General features: G+C 36.1%; 24 protein-coding genes. 16 read left to right on the top strand and 8 right to left on the bottom strand.

Going from position 1 to position 21,883, the window contains the following annotated elements; translation table 11 throughout:
• Positions 1–86 precede the first annotated feature (86 nt).
• On the bottom strand, positions 87–263 hold the full coding sequence (locus tag AC4BHP_RS15920; RefSeq protein ID WP_077248028.1) for an aspartyl-phosphate phosphatase Spo0E family protein: 177 nt from the start codon (positions 261–263) through the stop codon (positions 87–89).
• A 233-nt stretch (positions 264–496) separates the two neighbouring features.
• Here AC4BHP_RS15920 and AC4BHP_RS15915 point away from each other — a divergent pair, with 233 nt between their 5' ends.
• The 7 genes from AC4BHP_RS15915 (at position 497) to rsgA (ending at position 5,464) form a co-directional block, all read left to right on the top strand.
• Complete coding sequence (locus tag AC4BHP_RS15915; RefSeq protein ID WP_066103982.1) at positions 497–1,204, top strand: cytochrome c biogenesis CcdA family protein; 708 nt, start codon at positions 497–499, stop codon at positions 1,202–1,204.
• A 61-nt stretch (positions 1,205–1,265) separates the two neighbouring features.
• A complete protein-coding gene (locus tag AC4BHP_RS15910; RefSeq protein ID WP_139891988.1) occupies positions 1,266–1,625 on the top strand; it encodes a response regulator in 360 nt (119 codons plus the stop codon).
• Between the two features lie 54 nt (positions 1,626–1,679).
• The gene (locus tag AC4BHP_RS15905; RefSeq protein WP_139891987.1) at positions 1,680–2,177 is read left to right on the top strand and encodes a CcdC family protein; all 498 of its coding nucleotides are present in this window, start codon (positions 1,680–1,682) and stop codon (positions 2,175–2,177) included.
• A gap of 541 nt (positions 2,178–2,718) precedes the next feature.
• Positions 2,719–2,982 (top strand): hypothetical protein, encoded by a 264-nt coding sequence (locus AC4BHP_RS15900; protein WP_140461419.1) that lies wholly within the window; start codon positions 2,719–2,721, stop codon positions 2,980–2,982.
• 185 nt (positions 2,983–3,167) lie between these two features.
• Positions 3,168–3,704: an ATP-binding protein gene (locus AC4BHP_RS15895; protein WP_066103966.1), complete on the top strand. Its 537-nt coding sequence runs from the start codon at positions 3,168–3,170 to the stop codon at positions 3,702–3,704.
• Between the two features lie 168 nt (positions 3,705–3,872).
• A complete protein-coding gene (locus AC4BHP_RS15890) occupies positions 3,873–4,109 on the top strand; it encodes a DUF3953 domain-containing protein (RefSeq protein WP_140461420.1) in 237 nt (78 codons plus the stop codon).
• Positions 4,110–4,381: 272 nt separating this feature from the next.
• Positions 4,382–5,464 (top strand): ribosome small subunit-dependent GTPase A, encoded by a 1,083-nt coding sequence (gene rsgA / locus AC4BHP_RS15885; protein WP_490553335.1) that lies wholly within the window; start codon positions 4,382–4,384, stop codon positions 5,462–5,464.
• Positions 5,465–5,813: 349 nt separating this feature from the next.
• Here rsgA and AC4BHP_RS15880 read toward each other — a convergent pair whose 3' ends face one another.
• The 3 genes from AC4BHP_RS15880 to AC4BHP_RS15870 all read right to left on the bottom strand — a co-directional run bounded on the left by AC4BHP_RS15880 (position 5,814) and on the right by AC4BHP_RS15870 (position 10,224).
• The gene (locus tag AC4BHP_RS15880) at positions 5,814–8,426 is read right to left on the bottom strand and encodes a calcium-translocating P-type ATPase, PMCA-type (protein WP_490553333.1); all 2,613 of its coding nucleotides are present in this window, start codon (positions 8,424–8,426) and stop codon (positions 5,814–5,816) included.
• Between the two features lie 526 nt (positions 8,427–8,952).
• Entirely contained in the window at positions 8,953–9,795 is an 843-nt protein-coding gene (locus tag AC4BHP_RS15875; RefSeq protein WP_139891984.1) for a manganese catalase, read from the bottom strand.
• A gap of 300 nt (positions 9,796–10,095) precedes the next feature.
• Positions 10,096–10,224: a hypothetical protein gene (locus AC4BHP_RS15870; protein ID WP_257469051.1), complete on the bottom strand. Its 129-nt coding sequence runs from the start codon at positions 10,222–10,224 to the stop codon at positions 10,096–10,098.
• 468 nt (positions 10,225–10,692) lie between these two features.
• On the opposite strand from AC4BHP_RS15870, the gene AC4BHP_RS15865 reads away from it, so the two are divergent.
• Complete coding sequence (locus AC4BHP_RS15865; protein WP_066103960.1) at positions 10,693–11,124, top strand: DUF2621 domain-containing protein; 432 nt, start codon at positions 10,693–10,695, stop codon at positions 11,122–11,124.
• A gap of 100 nt (positions 11,125–11,224) precedes the next feature.
• Here the strand turns inward: AC4BHP_RS15865 and AC4BHP_RS15860 are convergent, their stop codons facing one another.
• Positions 11,225–11,794 carry an HD domain-containing protein gene (locus AC4BHP_RS15860; RefSeq protein ID WP_490553330.1) on the bottom strand — a complete coding sequence of 190 codons (570 nt, stop codon included), beginning with the start codon at positions 11,792–11,794 and terminating at the stop codon, positions 11,225–11,227.
• 241 nt (positions 11,795–12,035) lie between these two features.
• On the opposite strand from AC4BHP_RS15860, the gene AC4BHP_RS15855 reads away from it, so the two are divergent.
• On the top strand, positions 12,036–12,536 hold the full coding sequence (locus AC4BHP_RS15855) for an NUDIX domain-containing protein (protein WP_139891983.1): 501 nt from the start codon (positions 12,036–12,038) through the stop codon (positions 12,534–12,536).
• Positions 12,537–12,612: 76 nt separating this feature from the next.
• On the opposite strand, the gene AC4BHP_RS15850 is transcribed toward AC4BHP_RS15855, so the two are convergent.
• Together AC4BHP_RS15850 and AC4BHP_RS15845 are read right to left on the bottom strand one after the other, a co-directional pair.
• Positions 12,613–13,224: a hypothetical protein gene (locus AC4BHP_RS15850; RefSeq protein ID WP_066103954.1), complete on the bottom strand. Its 612-nt coding sequence runs from the start codon at positions 13,222–13,224 to the stop codon at positions 12,613–12,615.
• Between the two features lie 420 nt (positions 13,225–13,644).
• Positions 13,645–13,785, bottom strand: a complete 141-nt coding sequence (locus AC4BHP_RS15845) for a small acid-soluble spore protein P (RefSeq protein ID WP_077248027.1) — start codon at positions 13,783–13,785, stop codon at positions 13,645–13,647.
• A 146-nt stretch (positions 13,786–13,931) separates the two neighbouring features.
• Between AC4BHP_RS15845 and AC4BHP_RS15840 the strand changes: the two genes are divergently transcribed.
• The 7 genes from AC4BHP_RS15840 to AC4BHP_RS15810 all read left to right on the top strand — a co-directional run bounded on the left by AC4BHP_RS15840 (position 13,932) and on the right by AC4BHP_RS15810 (position 21,399).
• Positions 13,932–14,207 (top strand): hypothetical protein, encoded by a 276-nt coding sequence (locus tag AC4BHP_RS15840; RefSeq protein ID WP_066103951.1) that lies wholly within the window; start codon positions 13,932–13,934, stop codon positions 14,205–14,207.
• Positions 14,208–14,436: 229 nt separating this feature from the next.
• Positions 14,437–17,166: an aconitate hydratase AcnA gene (gene acnA, locus AC4BHP_RS15835; RefSeq protein WP_066103949.1), complete on the top strand. Its 2,730-nt coding sequence runs from the start codon at positions 14,437–14,439 to the stop codon at positions 17,164–17,166.
• A 159-nt stretch (positions 17,167–17,325) separates the two neighbouring features.
• Positions 17,326–17,820, top strand: a complete 495-nt coding sequence (locus AC4BHP_RS15830) for a TlpA family protein disulfide reductase (RefSeq protein WP_066103947.1) — start codon at positions 17,326–17,328, stop codon at positions 17,818–17,820.
• Between the two features lie 126 nt (positions 17,821–17,946).
• Positions 17,947–18,078 (top strand): FbpB family small basic protein, encoded by a 132-nt coding sequence (locus AC4BHP_RS15825; RefSeq protein WP_077248025.1) that lies wholly within the window; start codon positions 17,947–17,949, stop codon positions 18,076–18,078.
• A gap of 68 nt (positions 18,079–18,146) precedes the next feature.
• Positions 18,147–18,290, top strand: a complete 144-nt coding sequence (locus AC4BHP_RS15820; protein WP_066103946.1) for an acid-soluble spore protein N — start codon at positions 18,147–18,149, stop codon at positions 18,288–18,290.
• 347 nt (positions 18,291–18,637) lie between these two features.
• Positions 18,638–20,944, top strand: a complete 2,307-nt coding sequence (locus AC4BHP_RS15815) for an AAA family ATPase (protein ID WP_490553324.1) — start codon at positions 18,638–18,640, stop codon at positions 20,942–20,944.
• 35 nt (positions 20,945–20,979) lie between these two features.
• Positions 20,980–21,399 (top strand): acyl-CoA thioesterase, encoded by a 420-nt coding sequence (locus AC4BHP_RS15810; RefSeq protein ID WP_066103942.1) that lies wholly within the window; start codon positions 20,980–20,982, stop codon positions 21,397–21,399.
• 46 nt (positions 21,400–21,445) lie between these two features.
• On the opposite strand, the gene AC4BHP_RS15805 is transcribed toward AC4BHP_RS15810, so the two are convergent.
• Complete coding sequence (locus AC4BHP_RS15805; protein ID WP_066103940.1) at positions 21,446–21,736, bottom strand: HesB/YadR/YfhF family protein; 291 nt, start codon at positions 21,734–21,736, stop codon at positions 21,446–21,448.
• Positions 21,737–21,883: the final 147 nt, after the last annotated feature.

Raw genomic sequence — 21,883 nt, 5'->3', positions numbered from 1 at the left:
CTGTTTGAACAGTGTTTTAATGGAAAAAGAATGAGTTCTTCTAACTCTATTCTATCCTTATGTGTTTAGGTTTTTCTTACTTTAGCTTAACATGATATTTTTGATCTATTGTATGTTTTTTCAGGTTGATAGTTGTTTAACAGATGATCGAGTTCCTGGCTATATTGAATGGTTGTTTGAGATGATAATCCATTCTGAGAGACGACAGTAACTAGTTCTGCACGCTTGATTTCTATTTTATCTAACAACTCTTGATTATCCATGGTTGCAGATCCTTCCTCGTTTAGTGGATTATGTTTAAATTTACAAGGTTATAACATATTCTTACAGAAAAGAATTGCGGTAAAACTATTATACATAAATTTTACTAAAAATGTAAAATATATTGAAAAATTAAAACTATACTCTTTATCATCTGCTCAGACAGTTACTTTATATGGAGTAATTTGGTACAATGTAAGATGGAATGAATTAGAAACAGTGGGGGTAATTTCATTTGGGTGATATTAATATATTTTTGGCATTCGGAGCAGGTTTCCTCAGCTTTATATCTCCATGCTGTCTTCCGCTTTATCCGGCCTTTCTTTCATATATAACAGGAATGTCGGTTGGAGAATTAAAAAATGATAACGCGATGATGCATAAAAGGAGTCTATTACATACTTTCTTTTTCTTAATTGGATTTTCCATTATTTTTATAGCACTGGGATTCAGTGCATCTTATATTGGAACCTTCTTTGAAAACTATGGGGATATTATTCGGCAATTAGGTGCTATTCTTATAGTCTTTTTTGGCTTAATTATAATTGGCTTTTTTCAACCGAAGTTTCTTATGAAAGAACACCGTTTTGAATTTAAAAATCGTCCGGGTGGTTATATCGGATCAATTTTAATAGGAATTGCCTTTGCAGCAGGATGGACTCCATGTACTGGACCTATTTTAATGGTTGTCATTGGGATGACCGGAACCAACCCGGAATCTGGTATGTTCTACATGTTAGCTTATATTTTAGGATTTGCTATTCCGTTTTTTATTATGTCTTTTTTTATTGGGAAATTAAGCTGGATCAAACGTAACTCGGATAAAGTTATGAAGGCAGGCGGAATGTTAATGATTCTGATGGGAATCGTTTTGTTTTTTGATTGGATGACCAAAATAAGCTCCTATTTTATCGCTTTATTCGGAGGATGGAGTGGTTTTTAACTAGTTTTAATCATATTCAGCACAGAGTTATACTTTTATTTTGTAACAGGGGGAACTAAAGATGGCTAATATTCTAATAGTGGATGATGCAAAGTTTATGCGGTTGACGTTGGCAGCTATCCTTAAAAAAGGAAATCATCACATTGTTGGAGAAGCAGAATCAGGTATAGAGGCAATTGATCTATATGAAAAGTATAAGCCTGATTTGGTTACTATGGATGTAACGATGCCATTAATGAGTGGATTAGAGGCGACCAAAGTAATTAAGGGTAAATACCCGGATGCCAAAATTATTATGTGTTCGGCAATGGGTCAGCAAAAGATTGTCAGAGAATCTATAGAAGCGGGTGCAAAAGACTTTATTATAAAACCATTTGAAGAGATAAGGGTAATAGATGCGGTCAAGCGTGTCTTGGATTAACATAAATCGTATTAAACGTTTGAAATTAATGTATGCTAAAAGGAATGATGATATATGATGTTTGCAGTATCTACAATACTTGCAGTGATAATGGGACTTTTTGTTTTTGCAGTAAGGATGAAGGCATCTCAAAAACCGGCTTCTATCAAAAAGATTATATTGCCGCCGTTTTTTATGAGTACCGGTGCACTTATGTATGTATTCCCATATTTTCGGTTAACTGGAATGGAAATACTCGAGGCAATCATACTGGGCATGTTTTTTTCCATATTTTTAATAAAGACATCCAAATTTGAAATTAAAGATAAACAAATATATATGAAACGGTCGAAAGCTTTTGGAATTGTCCTTATAGGACTCATTTTAATCAGAACCATCCTTAAGGTATTTTTAAGTTCATCAATTGATTTGGGTGAAACAGGAGGAATGTTCTGGCTATTGGCTTTTTCAATGATTGTGCCATGGAGAATAGCGATGTATATGCAATATAAGAAGTTTGAGAACATCTTAAATGATACACAGGCAGGTAATAATCCGGTTACTTCCGTATAAATGATAAAAAACGACCTTTGGTCGTTTTTTTAATTTTGGCTGTTTTAACCCGAATCATGTTAATCGTGTTGAATTTGTTTCACAAAATACAACCGTATTTTAAATTGAAGATATTTTTGAGGAAGATCATAAAAATAAAAGGCTGTTTTCGCATAGATTGTTGCTCTTGAATAAAAGGATATAAATATCCAATTTGTGGTACAGTTGAATTAAGATGGCTTGTTCAACAAACGGGGCAGGTTAGCGGAAGAAGGACTTGAACAAAATATGGCGAATAATTGATATTAGAACATACCAACGACTAAAAGACGATCAACGAATTAGGGATAAAACCAGTAAATAAATTTCAGGGAGAGTAACATGAATTTTAATGAGTCGGTTTTGGATGAACAGCTTGAAATACTAAAAAGCTTTTTATGCCATTTATTCTAGTTTTAGATATTTAAATGAGAAATTTGATAACCTATGTAGATTTGGTTCTCAGGAATTTTGGAAGTATACAATAGATGCACATTACTTTCAGTTAATTAATCTCTGGTGTATGAATTTTGGCACTGACGAAAATGAAATACACTGGAAGAAGCTTGGATTAGATGGTGATTTAAAGCCAATTATTTTGTCTAACATAGAGTTAAGTGAGAAAGATTATAATTTGTACTGGAAGAGTTTGAAGGATTGGCGAAATATGTATTCAGCACATAGAGTACCAGGATTTAAAGAAAAGACACCAGACTTGAAAATAGCCCGAATGGTAGTATTTATATATGAAGACTGGGTTGAAAGGAATATTGATGCAATCAGTTAGTTATTCCTCATTGAAACTATATGAGGAAAACTTTAAAGAAGAATTAAATTTATCAATTAGCACTTTGCTAACAGCGTCAAAATAATACATAGTCTTTAAGCAGGGATAAATATTTTTGGCTATTATAGCTTATTGAACTAAAGGGGCAGAAGAGTTGAAGAAGCCTATGATTAAGGATGGGGAAAATGAAAGAAAAAATACACATATTGGGAGCCTCTGGTTCTGGTACTTCAACGCTCGGTTCTTCATTATCAAAGGTCTTACCTCATACACATCTTGATACTGATGACTACTTTTGGACAACTAAATTTACTAAACAAAGAGAAGTACCTAAAAGAAGAGAAATGCTTGAAAAAGATTTATTACTTAATGAAAACTGGATTCTTTCTGGTGCAGTGTGTGGTTGGGGTGATAACTTTAAAAGTTATTTTGACCTTGTTATATTCTTATGGGTTCCGCAAGATATAAGGCTTGAAAGGTTAAAGCAGAGGGAATATGAGCGTTATGGAAGTCAAATATTAACTGGCGGAAGCAAATATGAACAATCGAAAACTTTTTTAGAGTGGGCTTCTCTTTATGATAGTGCGGGAATGAAAGTTAGAAGTAAAAAATTGCACGAGCATTGGATGGCAGACTTATCTTGTCCAGTATTAAAAATTGAAGGGGATTATTCAGTCAATGAAAGAGTTGATATTGTCTTAGATTATCTAAATACTAATTGAACTAACAGGGGCGTTGATCCAAGAAGGATTAATGTCCTTTTCTGTTGAACTCCTTATGGAAGTAAAGGGGCAGGTTAGCTCAAGAAGGAATTGAATAGAATAATAATGTAAATGTGATATGATTAGACAAAAACTTGGGGATATGACTTGTTGTAAGGGGAGAGAAATATGCTAAAAACATTAAGAATTATTTTATCGATAGGTGTTCTTGCATTAGCGTTTTTTGGTCTAATAACTAAGAACTTTGAGTATATGCCTTATTTAATGATGGTACTAAGTTTTTTCATATTGACTACGGGACTAATTGAGCTTCAAAAAGATAAAAAAGCATTTTGGGGTTATATGTCTATTGGTGTTTCTGGTTTTGTTTTTTATGTTTCAATTCAGGGATTCTTATTGAGTTAACAGGGATATTAGCAAAAGAAAAGGCTGTCAAATTGACGGCCTTTTCTTTTGCTGCTAACGGGTCAGTTTAGTGAAAGAACATTGTTTAATTTGTGTTGAACATTAGAGTTGGATTGTACTAATATAAAACTTATAAGTAATGAAAGGAGCTGCTGTGTTTATGTATAGCAAGCGAAATGTGGAGATTGTAACAAATAGGGAGGTATGCACAAAATAAACTAATGCATAAAACCTCCCAAAAGTTATTATCTAAACTTTAGGAGGAAATGAAATTGAATAATATTGATATGAAAAATTTAGGACTTACTGAAGAATTCATACAGGAGTCTACAATATATAAAGACCTTTTTATTGGGCGAGTTTCATCACAATCTAAAAATTTATATAAGGTGATTACAGAAAGTGGTGAGGTTGTTGCTGAGATATCCGGTAAGTATCGCTATAATGTAACAGGAATTTCTGAATATCCTGCTGTTGGAGATTTTGTTATGATCGACAGAACAAATAATTCAAAGGGGAACGGAATTATTCATCATATACTTTCACGAAAAAGCGTATTTGGACGTAAAATGGTAGGAACCAAAAAAGATATTCAGATTGTCGCTACAAATATTGATACGGTTTTTATTTGTATGTCACTGAACAATGATTATAATCTGCGTAGACTAGAGCGTTATCTTTCTATCGCTTGGGACAGTGGTGCAAACCCAGTTGTTGTACTTACAAAGTCAGATTTATGTGATGATATAGCATCAAGACTTGATGAAATATATTCTATTGCAATTGGTATAGATGTGATTGTTACAACAAATACTTCTGATGAAGGATGCCAATCTTTAAAAAAGTATCTTTCAAATGGGAAGTCAGTAGCGTTTATAGGTTCATCTGGAGTTGGGAAATCAACCTTAATTAATTGCCTTATCGGCCAAGACTTATTAGATACAAATGAAATAAGGAATGATGATAAAGGCAAACATACTACTACAAGCCGTGAATTAATTATGTTGCAAAATTTAGGTGTTGTTATAGACACTCCTGGTATGAGAGAGCTTGGAATTATAAGTGCAGATTTAACCAAGTCTTTTTCTGATATTGAAGACCTTGCTAATGATTGTAAATATAATGATTGTACACACCAACATGAGCCAAACTGTGCAGTACAAAAAGCAATGAAAGATGGATTTTTGTCAATTGAAAGGCTAGAAAGCTACTGGAAACTAAAAAAAGAGACTAAGTATCAAGGTTTGAATTCTAAAATGATTGAAAAAGAAAAGGCAAATGAAATGTTTAGTAGCATAGGCGGCATGAAAAATTTCAAGAAATTTAAAGAACAAAATAGAAAGAAAAGAAGATGAAGTTTTATAGCTCTTTGAAGTGAAAAATAGGTAACAGCTCGATGTTGAGCTGTTACCTTATTTTTTGGTAGATAGTATAGTTAAATGAGATTTTATTTATAATATTTGTGAAGGAATGTACTTAAACAAACAGGAGAGTTAGTCCAATAACAAGTACAACCACTTCCTTTTTGGAGGTGGCTATTTTCATAAAAACAAGCGTTAATCAATAGCAACAATACTTACGAAAACAGCCAAGTAAAAATAGCTAGAGGCTATTCTAGTAACACCAAGGGGAAAAGAATCAGAAAAACCGAATGGATTAGCCGAATAAAAAGCACCCAATCGGGTGCTTTTTAACTGCTGGAAATTAGGTTGTCTTAGTTCTTCTGATCAGTTTTTCAATCTCAATTACAATGATTGGAACAAATCCAAGTCCAAGCGCGATCAGATAGTATTCAGAAGGAAGAGGAGTTACCTCGAAAATATAAGCAAGCGGTGGTATAAATACAATCGTAACTATAAGTAAAAGTGAAGCAAGCAGGGCAAGAATCATATATTTATTTTCACGAATATCGGATTGGAAAATAGATTTGGTTGTTCTTACATTTAGAACATGAAAGAGCTGCGAAAGTGATAAAACTAGAAAAGCCATTGTTTGGGCAGCGCCTAATGAGTTCAGATTGACTCCTGCCAGATAAAAGCCGATTAAGGAAAGTACAGCAAACATCAACCCCTGAAGGACAATCCGGTAAAGGAGCCCACCTGCAAAAATTCCTTCTGCTTTTGGCTTCGGTCTCCTCTTCATAATATCTTCTTCAACAGGTTCCATTCCAAGAGCGAGTGCAGGAAGTCCGTCTGTCACTAAGTTCAGCCACAAAAGATGGATGGCAAGGAGCGGTGTTTGTTGCCAAATAATCATGGCAATGAAAACAATAAATATCTCACCCATATTAGTGCCAAGCAGGAATTGAATGGCTTTGCGGATATTATCATAGGTACCGCGACCTTCTTTTACTGCATCGACAATTGTCGCAAAATTATCATCCGTCAAGATCATATCTGATGCTCCTTTCGCGACATCCGTCCCCGTTATACCCATCGCGCAACCGATATCAGCTGCCTTCAAGGCAGGAGCATCATTAACCCCGTCACCTGTCATTGATACGATTGCACCTTTTTGCTGCCAGGCGCGGACAATCCGTATTTTATCTTCCGGTGACACACGTGCATAAACAGAGTACTCATCGATTGAGTCATTTAATGCTTGATCGCTCATTTTTTCAAGTTCTGCACCACTAAGAGACTTTTGTCCGGCATTTAATATACCGAGTTCTTTGGCAATGGCATTTGCTGTTCCAATATGGTCACCTGTGATCATAACCGGGCGTATACCAGCTCTTTTACAAACCTGTACGGCATCCTTAGCTTCTGCACGTGGAGGATCAATCATTCCAAGCAAGCCGACAAAGTGCAAATCATGCTCAATCTCATCGCTATTAGGGTGATCAGGAACACTGTCAAGTTCCTTATAAGCAACAGCGATAACACGCATAGCTTCATCCGTCATTTGGTTGTTAATTCTCTTGGCAGCTTCAAAATCACCAGTTTTACAACGGTTCATCAATACATCAAAAGCACCTTTTGTTAATGCATAAGGTTTTCCTTCTATTACATGGATGGTTGTCATTAGCTTTCTGTCAGAATCAAAAGGAATCTCACCAACACGGGGTGCTGCTTCATGAAGGCTTTCTTTTGTCATTTGATTCTTAAGCGCTGCTGAAAGGATAGCAGTCTCTGTTGGATCGCCGATGTGCTTTTCTTCTCCATCTACGATTTCAACGGTCCCATTTGATGCAAGTGAACCAAGGCGAAGCAAGGATTTAATTGGACCGGAAACATGGTCAGTTATATCTTCTGGTTCACCTTTAACCCAGGCTTTGATGACTGTCATTTTATTCTGTGTAAGTGTACCTGTTTTATCAGAGCAAATAACAGAGGCACTTCCTAAAGTTTCAACTGCTGGAAGCCTGCGTATAATAGCATTTCTTTTGACCATTCGCTGGACGCCGAGTGCTAAAACGACTGTGACAATTGCTGGCAAACCTTCTGGAATAGCAGCGACTGCTAAGGATACTGCAGTCATAAATATCTCTAGTATCGGCATCCCTGAGAAGAATCCGATAGCAAAGATTACAATACTGATGGCAAGCGCCAGCAAGCCGAGGTACTTTCCTAGCTTGCCTAGTTTTTGTTGCAGAGGTGTCTGACCTTGGTCAGCTGATTCAAGCAATTCGGCAATCTTGCCCATTTGTGTATCCATTCCGGTTCCAATTATAATTGCTTTTCCGCGACCATAGGAAACACTGCTGCCTGAAAAAACCATATTCACTCGATCTCCAAGGGGTGCATCCTCATTAACTGTTGCATTCTGATCCTTTTCAACTGGAACGGACTCTCCAGTTAAAGCTGACTCCTCAATTTTTAAGGAAGCTGCATCAACTAATCTTCCATCAGCCGGAATGAAATCACCAGCTTCAAATTCGATTAGATCACCAGGCACAATCTGGCTTGCTTCAATCTCGGTTAATTTTCCATTACGGATGACTTTTGCCCGTGGAGAGGAAAGGTTCTGTAGTGCCTCGAGTGATCTTTCCGCCTTATTCTCCTGAACAACTCCAAGTACAGCATTCAATATAACAATACTTAAAATAACAACTGGTTCAATATATTCCTTTGTATCATGGCCTTTAAGGGCGACGAAAAAGGAAACCGCAGCCGCGATGATTAGAATCAAGACCATGATATCCTTAAATTGTTCAAAAAAACGTTGGACGAGCGACTTCTGTTTCTTTCCTTTTAATTGATTAAGTCCGTATTTCGCTTGGTGTTCCGCTACTTGTGCGTCGCTTAAGCCAAGCTTACTATTTGTCCGATATTCCTTTTCGATATCATCGAGTTTTTTCATATGTGGATTATTCATGAAGAAACCTCCATTCTTTTTCACTAAATATGCCTTTAGCATATCCAAAAGAGAGCGAAGGATTCTTTTAAGATAATAAATTAATAAAGAAAGGTAGACTTACTCAATATCTTCTTTTGATATCATAAAGAATTAATGAAATACAACTATTCACTCGAATTGGACTTGCCGATAGAAGTGAGATAGTTAATGAATAAGCATTGTTTTATTACTTAGATACGATAGGTAAATATTATCGATTAATGGGGGAGGGGGGATGTTTTTTATAGAACATGGAATGAGTGGCTAATGTTCCCCGGAATTTAGATTACTTTACAGTACAGAAATAAAATGCGATTCGATATTCTTTTTAAATGACACATAGAAATGAAAGAATTTTTACGATATTCACCAATAGGGGATGCAATAGTAAAATAAGGACAAGAAGAGCAGGGGAATCAATGGAAAATATCTATGAAAAAAGGACTTCAGAATAACACTTATTCTGAAGTCCTTTTGTATGCTAATCAAAAATATACATTAGCGTTTATAAGATTGATTTATCTGTGTCCATTGGCAATGTGTTATGTGTTTCAAGTGGAGCTGGTTTTAACATTGGTTTTGCGCCTTCTGCAGGTGGAACGACAGCTTCATAGCGGAATTCACCTTGTCCATCCGGAGCTTCACCGCTTGCCCACGTTCCAGTACTGCTTTCTTCGCCTTCAGAGAAATTATATAAAGAGTATGCGATATCTAAGCGTTCTTTTTCACGAGGGAATGTGCTTGGAACAAGTAATCCTTCTTGTTCTTCTAATTCAGCGATTGCTTTTGCCCATAGATTTTGGTGATAAGAATCACGTGCAATAAGAACGGAAAGCAAATCTTTAATTCCTGGATCATCTGTCATTTCATAAATACGGACTGCAGCTAATCGACCTTGTGATTCAGCGTTTAGGTTAGAGCGGAAGTCAGCCAATAAGTTGCCGCTTGCTGTTACATAGCTTCCCATCCAAGGGTTACCAACACTGTCCTGTGGACGAGGATTTAATCCAGAAACAATAGCATGTTGTGGATTCATACCGCTTAGTACAGCAGCGACTGCTGGGTCAGCCATTGCTTTTTCCTGATCTTTAAGTGGTGCGTCATCAAGAAGACGTGCGACCATAGTCGCTAACATTTCAACGTGGCCGATTTCTTCTGTACCGATATCAAGTAAAAGGTCTTTATATTTTTCATTGCCGCGTACGCTCCAGCCTTGGAACAAATATTGCATCATAACGGACATTTCACCATATTGTCCACCAATCAGTTCTTGAATTTTCTTTGCCATCAATGGATCTGGTCTAGTTGGTTTAGCTTCGAATTGAAGTTCTTTTTTATGAAAAAACATATTCATACCTCCGTATATAATAGTATTTTGTGAGCGATTGCTCGTACAATCTATTACATACCCAGCGTTTTTAGGAAGAAACATAGAAATTTTATAAAATCAGGTAATAGAGGTGTGAAATGCTATGGTAATATTGACATAGAGAATAAGAAATAAATTTTATTTTCAAGTGTATTTTTACATATTTTTTCTTGGTTGTTGAAAATTTATGGTCTATACATAAAAAATGTCATAATAAGAAAAGAGCACCCAGAATACATGTATTCTGGGTGCTTTAGTTCGATAGGCGATAGCGCCAGATTAATTTTTCATTGCACCGATTGGCGTTAATTGTTCATTAGGCTGTTGCTTGGTTATTGACTCCATCTTCTTTAATTCTTCTCGAAGTAATCGTCTGACTTCCCTGCGTCTGTGTACTTTTTTTCCCATTAAGTAAAGACCTCCTTAAAGTAGTGGAAATGCAACAAACCAATCTGACCCTTAACAAAAATAACCACAATCCCTGATTAGATTAAAGAAATATCTAGATTGAATGATATGAGGAAACTATACAGTATATTCATTACTTCTTTAATACAGTCAGATTGTTATCTTTAGTTATATCAGAGATTGATAATTCTGACAATTAAAAACAATCTCAATTAACAAGGGAAAACAATAGAGAAAAGCCCAAAATCTTTGATATATTTACGTAATACACCCTTTTCCTGCAATTCTTTTTATTTTTCTCCAAAATCCATGTTAGGAATGGAGGTTCCCTTATACTAATTTTGTACAAACAATTTAGTAATTATTAGTCAATTTAGTTGAAGGTTTCCAACTCTTTGTTATAATTATACATGGAAAATGATTGTTAAATTAGGGGATTGTGTATTACTTAACTGGGGTGAATGATTTATGTTAGAAGGATGGTTTTTATGGTTCATCCTGTTTTGGGTTGTCTTTATGATTGGTTTTATGGCCATCGGTGGATTTTTTATGTTTCGAAAGTTCTTAAAAAAACTGCCCAAAGAAGATGGAAAATCAGATATGGACTGGGAAGTTGAATTTGTTAATCAGACAAGGCATCTATGGAATCAGGAAGAAAAAGATTTTCTAGAAGAATTAGTAAGCCCGGTTCCTGAATTATTTCGAGATGTAGCAAGGCATAAAATCGCAGGGAGAATCGGTGAACTTGCACTTAAAGAAAAGGCTAATAAGATAACGATGGATCTTATTATTAAAGGGTATATTCTAGCAACACCAAAACGTGATCACAAATTTCTTCGAAAAAAATTAGAAATTGAAAAAATAGACGTCAGTCCATTTGAAAAATACTTCTCTATTTGACCTCTTCTTTTTATGAAGAGGTTTTCTTTTACGGAAATAGCGTTTGATTGAAAATAGGACCTTAATAGGTCCCCGGGTTATTATGGCTGTGTTTGACAAATTATTTGTTGTTACTATCTTTTATAGAATCAAAAAAGCTATTTACGTCTTTAACGTATTGATGGAAAAACTCCGGAATCTCTTTGTCGTCCAAACCATAAAAGCTATTTATTGCAACCCCTCTGATATACCATTCCTGAGAATCCAGTCCTCTTTTAAAGCAGTTCCAAATTTCACTCCCCAATAATTCATGTCCGGCAGTCATGGATTTTAGGTTATCCCATTTATCAGCAACAATAAGAGCCTTTACTTCAAGAGGCGCTTCTTTAACAAGCTCAAGTGTATGCTGCTTACGTTCTTCCCAGGTTTTTGTTTTGTCCTCTGTATGAGCAGAAACATAATGCGCGATTTTAGGTCCAAACTCCTTTTCAATCTGTTCAATCGTTGTATCTGTGTCCTCCACAGTATCGTGCAGTAATGCTGCAATCACCAATTCTTCACAAAAACCAGCCTCTTCAAGAGTTTTAGCCACCTGCAAAGGGTGTATAATATAGGGTTCATTTGACAGCTTACGTACTTGTCCGGCATGTGCCTCCGTTGCAAATTGTACTGCTTTTTCCTTTAATGTCATTCATTCAGCCACCTTATCTATATATACTGAAATTTCACTATCTTATTATAAATAAATAATTCTGTGCAGCTAGAATATATAAAATATACATATGATTATGGGTATTATATCATATTTAGCTTTGAGGCAGGTCTTATGCGTTTTATTTATGAATATGTATAATAATATATTACACAGAAAGCTAAAATTATATATAATCATACTGTGGATTATTAGAAAGATTTAAAAGGGGTCATAAACCATGGAACTTATCAAGGAAATTTATGATGATGCGTCAGAACAGTATACGGATCATGCATACCGTATTAGAAAGGCATCCAGAGCTGTAGTCATTAACGACCGTGATGAGATTGCTCTTTTATTCGTTACAAATGGAAACTATCATAAATTGCCTGGTGGAGGCATTAAAAGCAATGAAACTATTTATGATGCATTAAAAAGAGAGGTAGAAGAAGAAGTAGGAACCTTAATAGAAGATATTAAGGAACTGGGACTTACTATTGAATACCGTAATAATGAAGAGCTGCTTCAGATATCTTATGGATATATTGCTAAAACTATTGGTGAACTTAAAGACCCGATGTATACCGACGATGAGATTAACGACGGATTTGTATTAAGATGGGTGCCAATCAAAATAGCGATTGAAATATTAAAACAAGACATGCCTTCTAATTATGCAGGACAATTTATTCAGCAAAGAGATCTGGAATTTTTATTAAAAGCTGACGAACTGATTTAAAATAATGTCAGTCACTACTCTAAAAGCTGCACTCCAATTGTTAGAGATTTAATTGCAATTGGAGTGCTTTTTTAGTTTAGTTAAAATAGTTTTCTAAGTCAGCTAAAGAATAGGCATCAGAAACACCTTTTTTGGAATATAAATATTGAATTAGATTTTTATCATCTTCATACAGATCAGCTAGTCCATAATAAATATTCTTTAAATAGGGAAGAGAAGGTGGAGTGATGTTCTTTTCAGCAATAGTTCGATTATCTGTAAAGGTGAAAATCGGATATCCATCCGTCTCACCCAAGTAGAGAATATTACCATACCAAGAATCGTTAAAGGAATAGGTATGAACATTTTTGGCTAATTCAAGATCTATCTCCATTTTATAATTGTCATTCTCCTGCTGTACAATTTGTTTAAACTGTTCGCTAGTAATTAGGTATTTCTTACCGTATGTCCTTGTATTCGTATCTCTATCAGTATTGATAAAAGCGACACCGCCATCCCAACGACCTGAGTATTCAGCGAAGTACATCTCATAAGGAAGAGAAATCGGAGCAATTTTTTCTGGATAAGCAGGATTCGTACACCCACGTTCATTTTTTGTAGAACCCTCTGGTGTCCCTCCGCTTATATAACAACGAAAGCGGCTCTCTAATAAATTGGATCCATAACTTGCGTACCATACATAATCCATTGTCGTATAATACCTCCTCAATAAAATTCTATATAGATATACGTACCACAAAAGGGATTGATTACACATGAACATGCGGGAGGCAGGTTAATTCCTTAGAAAAATCAAACGTATCGTGAGCACGCACAAAAACGGTAAGCTGTGTAACCTTCAGAAAAAGAATTTTAAACAATCAGGGAGAGAAAAGGGAAAGTTAATAATAATATTTTTAGTTAAAAGGCGAAAATTTAAAAATATAGAGGATATTAGTAGTTGTATTAGGTCTGCCAGTAGGAAAGGCCATTAAAGATAATACAAAACCTTATAATCAATGTTTATGTTGAAAGTCTGAGGATCTTTTCATGAATACTATCTATGAGCGGAATTAAAATGCGAGAGAAAAAAATTCCTCCCGCAGTCTTTTAAGAAAAGATAATGCTGTTACATATCGTGATGAGAATGATTTTTTTGACGTGTATGCTGCCTGTTTTTCACTTTATGAGAACCGCTTAAGGGTGCCGGTTGGCCAGAATGATTTTTATCTTTAGGGCCTTTTTGGTGATTAGCGTTTTTATTCGACATATTCATCCCTCCTACCTATAGTATGAGAGCCTATTAAATGATTATACAGGTATATAATAACGGGTATTTAGAAGCTGATTCACATCATGAATAAGGCAATAAACTTCCGTACATCATAAAAGATATATTGTTAAGGAGGGGTGTACGTGCCTTATCACAAAAATAAAGTTCAAGCCTTTCAATCCGCTCAAAATGGCGTCAGAAGAGCGGTGGATGCACATGAAAATCTTGAATCTATGCAGCATGATCCTCAATTTGGCCATGAAGTGGGACATTTGTGGGAAGAAATTAATGAGGCGTATCAGCAGGTTGAAAATGCTTATGAAGTGGCAAGTGAACATCAAAAGGACCAACTGGATGATTATAGAAATACATTAGACAAAATGGTTTCAGATTTAGACAAATTTGAAAAATATCGATAAGGTACCGGCCAGCTAATATTACTTTGCTGGCCGGCTTTTATTTTATCAGGAAAATAATTACCAATAAGCAGAACTTATGACAGGTAATAAATTACTTATATTTTACTTTATGGAAAGGTTATATTAATATTAAATTGTTAGAATATTAGGATTGAATGAAAAGTGTTTTACTTTTCTACAATTTATTACTATATTCTGTAATATCTTTTACCTAGAGGGGGTAATTTGATTGGGGAAAAATGATGTGTTCGATTCACGGAGATTTTTTGAAATCGACGGTAAACGCTATCATTACTACAATTTGAATGTATTGGAAGAAGCAGGAGTTGGAGAAGTTTCCAAATTGCCTTATTCCATTAAAGTTTTACTGGAGAGCGTTTTGCGTCAACAGGATGGGAGAGCTATTAAAAAGGAACATGTGGAAAACCTTGCTAAATGGGGAACAGAGGAAATGTCAATCGATATTGATGTACCTTTTAAACCTTCCCGTGTAATATTGCAGGATTTCACAGGTGTACCGACTGTAGTCGATTTGGCTTCATTACGTAAAGCCATGGCTGATATCGGAGGAGATCCGGGTAAAATTAACCCTGAAATCCCGGTTGATCTTGTTATCGACCATTCAGTTCAGGTTGATAAATATGGAACTGCAGATGCGTTGCAGATTAATATGGATTTAGAATTTGAAAGAAATGCGGAACGTTACCAATTCCTAAGCTGGGCACAAAAAGCATTTGATAATTACCGTGCGGTTCCACCAGATACAGGGATTGTTCACCAAGTGAACCTTGAGTATTTGGCTAATGTTGTACATTCAGTAGAAATGCCGGATGGCGATTATATGACTTTCCCAGATTCTTTAGTGGGAACTGATTCACATACTACCATGATAAATGGTCTGGGTGTATTAGGATGGGGTGTAGGCGGAATTGAAGCGGAAGCTGGAATGCTTGGCCAACCTTCTTATTTCCCAGTACCTGAAGTTATCGGTGTACGGTTTATTAATTCCTTGCCAAACGGAACAATGGCTACAGATTTGGCGTTAAAAGTTACTGAAATACTGCGTAAAAGTGGTGTGGTTAATAAATTTGTAGAATTTTTCGGCCCTGGGATGAGCGCTCTTTCACTTTCAGATCGTGCGACCATCGCAAATATGGCACCGGAATATGGCGCTACTTGCGGTTTCTTCCCAATTGACGAAGAATCTCTTACTTATATGCGTTTGACTGGACGTACAGAAGAGCATATCGCAATTGTTGAGCAATATTGTAAAGAAAACGGTTTGTTCTACTATAAAAACAGTGATGAACCAAGATATACAAAAATTATTGAGATTGACCTTTCAGAAATTGAGGCTAATCTATCCGGTCCAAAACGTCCGCAGGATTTGATTCCTTTATCTAATATGAAATCTGCCTTCAATCAAGCTTTAACAGCTCCGGTTGGAAATGCAGGATTCGGTCTTAGTCAAGATGAAATTAATAAAAAAATCACTGTTCAGCTGAATGATGGCCGTCAGGCGCCGATGAAAACAGGTGATATTGCCATTGCTGCCATTACAAGCTGTACGAATACTTCTAACCCATATGTTATGCTGGGTGCTGGACTAGTTGCTAAGAAGGCTGTGGAATTAGGATTACAGGTTCCACATCACGTAAAAACATCATTAGCTCCGGGATCAAAAGTCGTTACAGGCTATTTGCGTGATTCTGGTCTGGGAACATACCTTGATAAACTTGGTTTCAATGTTGTTGGGTATGGCTGTGCTACATGTATCGGGAACTCCGGTCCATTAATGGAAGAGATTGAAGCAGCTGTTTCTGAATCAGATTTACTTGTTACTTCTGTCTTATCCGGTAACCGTAACTTTGAAGGACGTATTCATCCGTTAGTAAAAGCAAACTATTTGGCATCACCGCCATTGGTTGTCGCATATGCCTTAGCAGGTACAGTGGATATCGATCTTGAGAATGATCCAATTGGAAAAGGTAAAGATGGAAAAGATATTTATTTCAAAGATATCTGGCCATCCAGTGAAGAGGTTAATAAACTTGTACAGGATACCGTAACATCTAATCTCTTCCTTAAAGAGTATGAGCATGTATTCGATGACAATGCAAGATGGAATGAAATCCAAACCAGCAACGAACCTTTATATAATTGGGATTTTGATTCAACTTATATTCAAAACCCACCTTATTTTGTAAATATGGATCCTAACCCAACAGAAGTAAAACCGCTTGACGGACTGCGCGTTGTCGGATTATTTGGAGATTCAGTTACAACAGACCATATATCTCCGGCTGGATCTATCGGCAAAGATACACCAGCAGGTAAATACTTGCGTGAAAAAGGAGTTGCTATCCGTGACTTTAACTCATACGGTTCTCGTCGTGGAAACCATGAAGTTATGATGCGCGGTACTTTCGCTAATATCCGAATCCGTAATCAGATTGCTCCAGGCACTGAAGGTGGATATACAACGTATTGGCCAACTGGTGAAGTGATGTCTATCTATGATGCATGTATGGAATATAAAAAAGATGATACTGGCTTGATCGTATTGGCTGGGAAAGATTACGGAATGGGAAGCTCCCGTGACTGGGCTGCCAAAGGTACCAACCTACTTGGAATTAAAACGGTCATTGCGGAAAGCTTTGAAAGAATTCACCGTTCCAACCTTGTATTAATGGGTGTACTTCCGCTTCAATTCAAAGAAGGCGAAAGCGCTAAAACACTTGGTTTAACTGGAAAAGAGAGAATCTTTGTTCCAGTTAATGAAAATGTTAAACCACGTGACATCATCGAGGTAACTGCAGTTGGAGAGGACGGAACAGAGAAGAAATTTGATGTTTTAGTTCGTTTTGATTCTGATGTGGAAATCGATTATTATCGTCATGGCGGTATCTTACCAATGGTTTTACGAGGAAAATTACAAGAAGCATCATCTACTAAGTAACGATAAAAAACTGACTTCGGTCAGTTTTTTATTTTTGTTTAGAATAACTAATTGTAAATATGAAGTTATCAGGATGAGATTTTCACGCTTTCGTAAAATTGGAAATACTGATACAATTTCAGGTGGGGAATATACTATTTGTGGCTGGGGGAGTTTAGTGTGAAAAAAATCATCGGGTCACTTTTATTGCTGATACTGATTGGAGTAGCATTTTATCAAGTGTTGAATCAGCCTGATACACCTGTCAAGGCTGATGAGGGCAAAGAAGCAGTCGACTTTACATTAAAAGATCCAGATGGAAAGGAAATTACACTATCTGATTATAAGGGGAAAAAGGTGTTGTTAAACTTTTGGGCAACCTGGTGCAATCCGTGTAAAAAAGAGATGCCTGATATGGAAAAAATTAAACAATCTCATCCTGATGTAGTTGTTTTAGCCGTAAATATAGATTCTGATCAGGATATAAAAGGATTTATGAGTGATTTAAAACTTACGTTTCGGACTGTATTGGATGTAGATGGTGAAGTGAACAAAAAATATAAGGTTGTGTCCATTCCAACTTCATTCTTCATTAATGAAGAGGGAGTTATTGATAAAAAGGTTGTAGGGTTAATGGAATATAAACAAATGGAAGAGCATATCGCAAACATGTAAGCAGCCTTGAAGGCTGTTTTTTCATATTTTAAAGACTAATTAGTTATCGTTATTTTCTAAAAATGTTATAAATACAGAAAAAGTAGGCAATGATATTATAAAATAAAGTATGGATGGTGGTTGACGATGAAAAAGCGTAAGCGGATGTCTTTAGCAGATTTAATACTGGAAAATAAAAAACAAATTATAATGGATAAACATGCAATGGAAGTTCTAGAAGATCGAATCGATAAAAGAATGATGGAACGAGCGGAGTAATATCCAATATCTACACCTTATAAGTCATGCGTAAGTAAGCATGATAAGAAAGAAGGGGTGAAGATAAAATGGGAAATCCGAAGAAAAATTCCAAGTCATTTGTACCAAATCACATTGGAACTCAACCTAGAGCTGCCGGTGGAAATAAAGGCAAACAGATGCAAGATACATCCGGAAAGCATCCAGACGTGATTCAAACAAAAGGTGAATAGCTGAATAATTTAATCTCAAATCTGCCTGAATCCTAATGGAGACAGGCAGATTTTTTAGTTGGTTAGAATCCAGGAAATTTACTTCGCGTTCATTAATGAATTAAAAAAACTATGTTCCAAATCTTCATGGTGAATTTTAAAACCAAACCCAAGTAGCCAAGAAAAATAATCCGTAAAAAGAGGGACAAATGAAGCGGCCATTACGACTAAAAGACAGAACTTCTGAATAAGAGAATGTTTAATTTCAATAGTTGACTGGTGAATCATACATTAAGCTAAAATGATTAATCTGGAACGTGTTGTATGATAGGATGGAGACATCGACTGAAAAAAGGATGAAGCAGTAAATGGAATTATCAATAACCAATTATAAAAATATGATTGATGAGTGGGAGAGAACGTTGACTAAAGAAGGTTCACTCCCCATAAAAACAGAATTACTTAGTGTGCTTCAATTTATATGTAAAAACCAGGGTGAGTGGGGAATATCAGCAGATTTAGAAGGAAAGCTGTTATATTTATTAGCCCTGGAAAGAAGTAAGCAAGAGGAACAAGATGATTTATATTATCTATTATTAGATGAAGCAAACCGATTATTGAATAATCGCTCTGAAATACAACGATTGCTGGAAACTAAGCAGCTCAATCGTTTTAATGACTTATATACTGGCTTTTCTACTCCAACTTTACGAGAAACGGATAATAGAACTGCAAAACGTAACACGGTCGGGCAGATTATGAATGAAACAAGCAATTACATGAACCGTACAACTGAAGCATTAAAACAAATCAATCAACTGGCAGAAACAGATTTAATCCATACTGCAAAAAAATACTTAAATGATATATTTGACGGTATGCAAAAGGTAATCTCTACGGCAAAAGAGTATGAAGAAACATTAAGCGGGAATTTCCATACCGCAATTGTTTATCAGGAGTTAAAATCCTCATTAAATCTTCTGAATAGCCATATTCATCAATTTAACGAGTTTATATCACAGCATGAAATTGTTGATGCAAAGGATCAAGTAAGTGCCTTAGCAGAGTTGAACGAAATGGTTGGGCTGATTGAAATAAAAAAACGGGTTAACCAGCTTTATCAATTTTTGAAGTATCAAAAACACCGTGAAGAATTAGGATTCAGTAATACAGGTGATATTAGCCTAAACATGATTTTAACGGGTAATCCTGGAACCGGTAAGACTACCTTGGCCAGATTATTAGGGAAAATCTATTATGAATTAGGGATACTGCCAAAAGAAAAAATTGTAGAGGTTGATCGTTCTAAATTGGTTGGAGCTTATGTTGGACAAACAGAAGAAAACGTTCGTAAAGCTGTGGAAGAGGCAGTAGGAGGCGTCCTTTTTATTGACGAGGCATACAGCTTAAAAAGAGAGGGCCAACAAGGAACAGATTACGGGCAGACAGTGATAGATACGCTTATATCTCTTATGGATAGTGCAGAGTATTCTGGAAGGTTCGCTGTTATTTTAGCAGGATATCCTGAGGAAATGAGACAGTTTCTGGATAGCAATCCTGGTTTGCGCAGTCGTTTCCCGAATTTTAATTATATGGAGTTACCAGACTATTCATTGGATGAAATGATTGAAATTGCGATTCAAACGGCAGAAAAAAATCATTATTTTATCGCTCCCGATGCGATTCCTTCTTTAAAAAAACGAATTGAATATGAGATGGTTGATCAAACTTTCGGTAATGCCAGAACAGTTAAATCAATTGTTATGGATGCAATCTTCCATAAAGGTTCTACAGGTGAACAGCAAGCCAATGAAAGCTTTTTAAATTATCTTCTTCTGCAAGAAGAGGACTTTTCTTCTCAGTTTCCTGTATCCACTGGAAATCCCCAGGCAGAACTAAAGAATCTTGTTGGTTTGGATATGATTAAAGAGGAAATTCATAAACTTTCAGCATTTGTAAAGATACAGCAATCCAGGAGACAGGCTGGAGTAAAAACGGTACCTGTCCAGCTTCATGCGGTTTTTACCGGGAATCCTGGAACTGGTAAAACAACAGTTGCAAAGCTGTACTCGGAAATACTGCGAGATTGTGGACTGTTGAAGAGAGGTCATCTAGTTGTAGCTAGCCGTGCTGATTTTGTAGCTGGCTATGTCGGGCAGACAGCCATTAAAACGAAAAAGAAGGTTCAGGATGCATTGGGCGGTGTATTATTTATTGACGAAGCTTACTCCTTACTAAGCTCTTCCAATTCAGATTATGGAAAAGAAGTTGTGAATACTTTAGTGGATGAGATGACCAAACATAATGAAAACCTTGTCATCATCTTGGCAGGATATCCTGATGAGATGAAGGCGTTGCTGTCCAGTAATCCAGGATTTTCATCCAGGTTCAAAAAGTTCATGCATTTTCCGGATTATAGCACAGAGGAATTGATGCAAATCATTGAAAATTATGCTCGTAAATATCAGTATATACTGGACCAGGCGGCAAAAGATTACTTGGTTGAAAAGTTGAACCTAATTGAGATTGATGGGAACGGACGATTTGCTATTAATTTGGTTGACAATGCGATACAGGTACAGGCGGTTCGATTAATCGAGCAGACGGGAGAGGATCTGGCTGCGGTTGATTACTCTACTCTGACAAAGGCTGATTTTCAAGATGTGTTAGAATAGAAAAAGGACTATTGTAGAATAGGAGTGTAGAAGGAATGTTTGTTTCAAAAAAAGAAATCCAATTATTTTACGCAGATACTGATATGATGGGTGTTATGTATCATGCAAACTATCTTAAATGGTTTGAGCTGGGCAGAACAGCCCTTATTGAGGATTTGGGCTATAAATATACGGATATGGAGGAAGCAGGCTATTATGCACCTGTTTACGATATTCATGTAACCTATAAAACACCATTACGATATGGTGATCAGGCCTATGTACATACTTGGGTAGAAGAAAATAATGGAATAAAAACACTGTATGGATATGAAATCCGGAATCAGCATGATCAAATTTGCGCAACTGGAACAACTACGCATATTGTAGTAAAAAAAGATAATTTCAGACCGATTCAGTTTAAAAAAGCATTTCCGGAATGGAATGCAAAATACGAAGAAATCAAACGAAAATAGATAAAGAGAATCCCCTGTGTCAGTGGTACACAGGGGATTTCTGTTCTTATTTGCTATAGGAGAACGTGGGCTCAGCCTTCTGTTCGTCAAAGGTTATATTGAGGTTATTTCCGTCAAAATACCATATATCATCCTCATTAATAAAATAGGTGATTCCATCCTTTAATAAGGTAACAGTGGCTTGTTTTCCTTCCTCTTTGCTGATTCCCAAAGAAAAGCCTGATTGTATAGGGCTATAGCCTCCATAACGGGGAAAGAACCGAAGGCAGTCGCCTTTTTCAAGTTCCAATTCTGCTTTATACCATGCAGCTGATTGCTCATCGATTGTAATTTCCATGTTTGAATCCTCCTGATATGTTTATTGGCAGATAAAGGTGAGCTATCTAACTACTGAATACTACCATTATGACATAATTTTAATAAGATAACGATTGGTAACACTCAGTAAACAAAAGGATGTATCACTAGAGTGGTTTAAACTGTT

The organism is Pradoshia sp. Z4_20 (assembly GCF_058216035.1).
Note: the sequence above shows the minus strand (reverse complement) of the source record. Positions and strands in the feature narration are given on the sequence as shown.

What these genes read in the sequence shown, in the direction of transcription:
- AC4BHP_RS15845 (WP_077248027.1), bottom strand. Translation starts at nt 13,785, where the DNA reads ATGTCGAATAAAAACGCTAATCACCAAAAAGGCCCTAAAGATAAAAAT.
- AC4BHP_RS15850 (WP_066103954.1), bottom strand. Translation starts at nt 13,224, where the DNA reads ATGGATTATGTATGGTACGCAAGTTATGGATCCAATTTATTAGAGAGC.
- AC4BHP_RS15875 (WP_139891984.1), bottom strand. Translation starts at nt 9,795, where the DNA reads ATGTTTTTTCATAAAAAAGAACTTCAATTCGAAGCTAAACCAACTAGA.
- AC4BHP_RS15920 (WP_077248028.1), bottom strand. Translation starts at nt 263, where the DNA reads ATGGATAATCAAGAGTTGTTAGATAAAATAGAAATCAAGCGTGCAGAA.
- AC4BHP_RS15880 (WP_490553333.1), bottom strand. Translation starts at nt 8,426, where the DNA reads ATGAATAATCCACATATGAAAAAACTCGATGATATCGAAAAGGAATAT.
- AC4BHP_RS15820 (WP_066103946.1), top strand. Translation starts at nt 18,147, where the DNA reads ATGGGAAATCCGAAGAAAAATTCCAAGTCATTTGTACCAAATCACATT.
- AC4BHP_RS15900 (WP_140461419.1), top strand. Translation starts at nt 2,719, where the DNA reads ATGAATTTTGGCACTGACGAAAATGAAATACACTGGAAGAAGCTTGGA.
- AC4BHP_RS15815 (WP_490553324.1), top strand. Translation starts at nt 18,638, where the DNA reads ATGGAATTATCAATAACCAATTATAAAAATATGATTGATGAGTGGGAG.
- AC4BHP_RS15825 (WP_077248025.1), top strand. Translation starts at nt 17,947, where the DNA reads ATGAAAAAGCGTAAGCGGATGTCTTTAGCAGATTTAATACTGGAAAAT.
- AC4BHP_RS15865 (WP_066103960.1), top strand. Translation starts at nt 10,693, where the DNA reads ATGTTAGAAGGATGGTTTTTATGGTTCATCCTGTTTTGGGTTGTCTTT.
- AC4BHP_RS15810 (WP_066103942.1), top strand. Translation starts at nt 20,980, where the DNA reads ATGTTTGTTTCAAAAAAAGAAATCCAATTATTTTACGCAGATACTGAT.
- AC4BHP_RS15910 (WP_139891988.1), top strand. Translation starts at nt 1,266, where the DNA reads ATGGCTAATATTCTAATAGTGGATGATGCAAAGTTTATGCGGTTGACG.
- AC4BHP_RS15805 (WP_066103940.1), bottom strand. Translation starts at nt 21,736, where the DNA reads ATGGAAATTACAATCGATGAGCAATCAGCTGCATGGTATAAAGCAGAA.
- AC4BHP_RS15890 (WP_140461420.1), top strand. Translation starts at nt 3,873, where the DNA reads ATGCTAAAAACATTAAGAATTATTTTATCGATAGGTGTTCTTGCATTA.
- AC4BHP_RS15870 (WP_257469051.1), bottom strand. Translation starts at nt 10,224, where the DNA reads ATGGGAAAAAAAGTACACAGACGCAGGGAAGTCAGACGATTACTTCGA.
- AC4BHP_RS15855 (WP_139891983.1), top strand. Translation starts at nt 12,036, where the DNA reads ATGGAACTTATCAAGGAAATTTATGATGATGCGTCAGAACAGTATACG.
- AC4BHP_RS15905 (WP_139891987.1), top strand. Translation starts at nt 1,680, where the DNA reads ATGATGTTTGCAGTATCTACAATACTTGCAGTGATAATGGGACTTTTT.
- AC4BHP_RS15895 (WP_066103966.1), top strand. Translation starts at nt 3,168, where the DNA reads ATGAAAGAAAAAATACACATATTGGGAGCCTCTGGTTCTGGTACTTCA.
- AC4BHP_RS15860 (WP_490553330.1), bottom strand. Translation starts at nt 11,794, where the DNA reads ATGACATTAAAGGAAAAAGCAGTACAATTTGCAACGGAGGCACATGCC.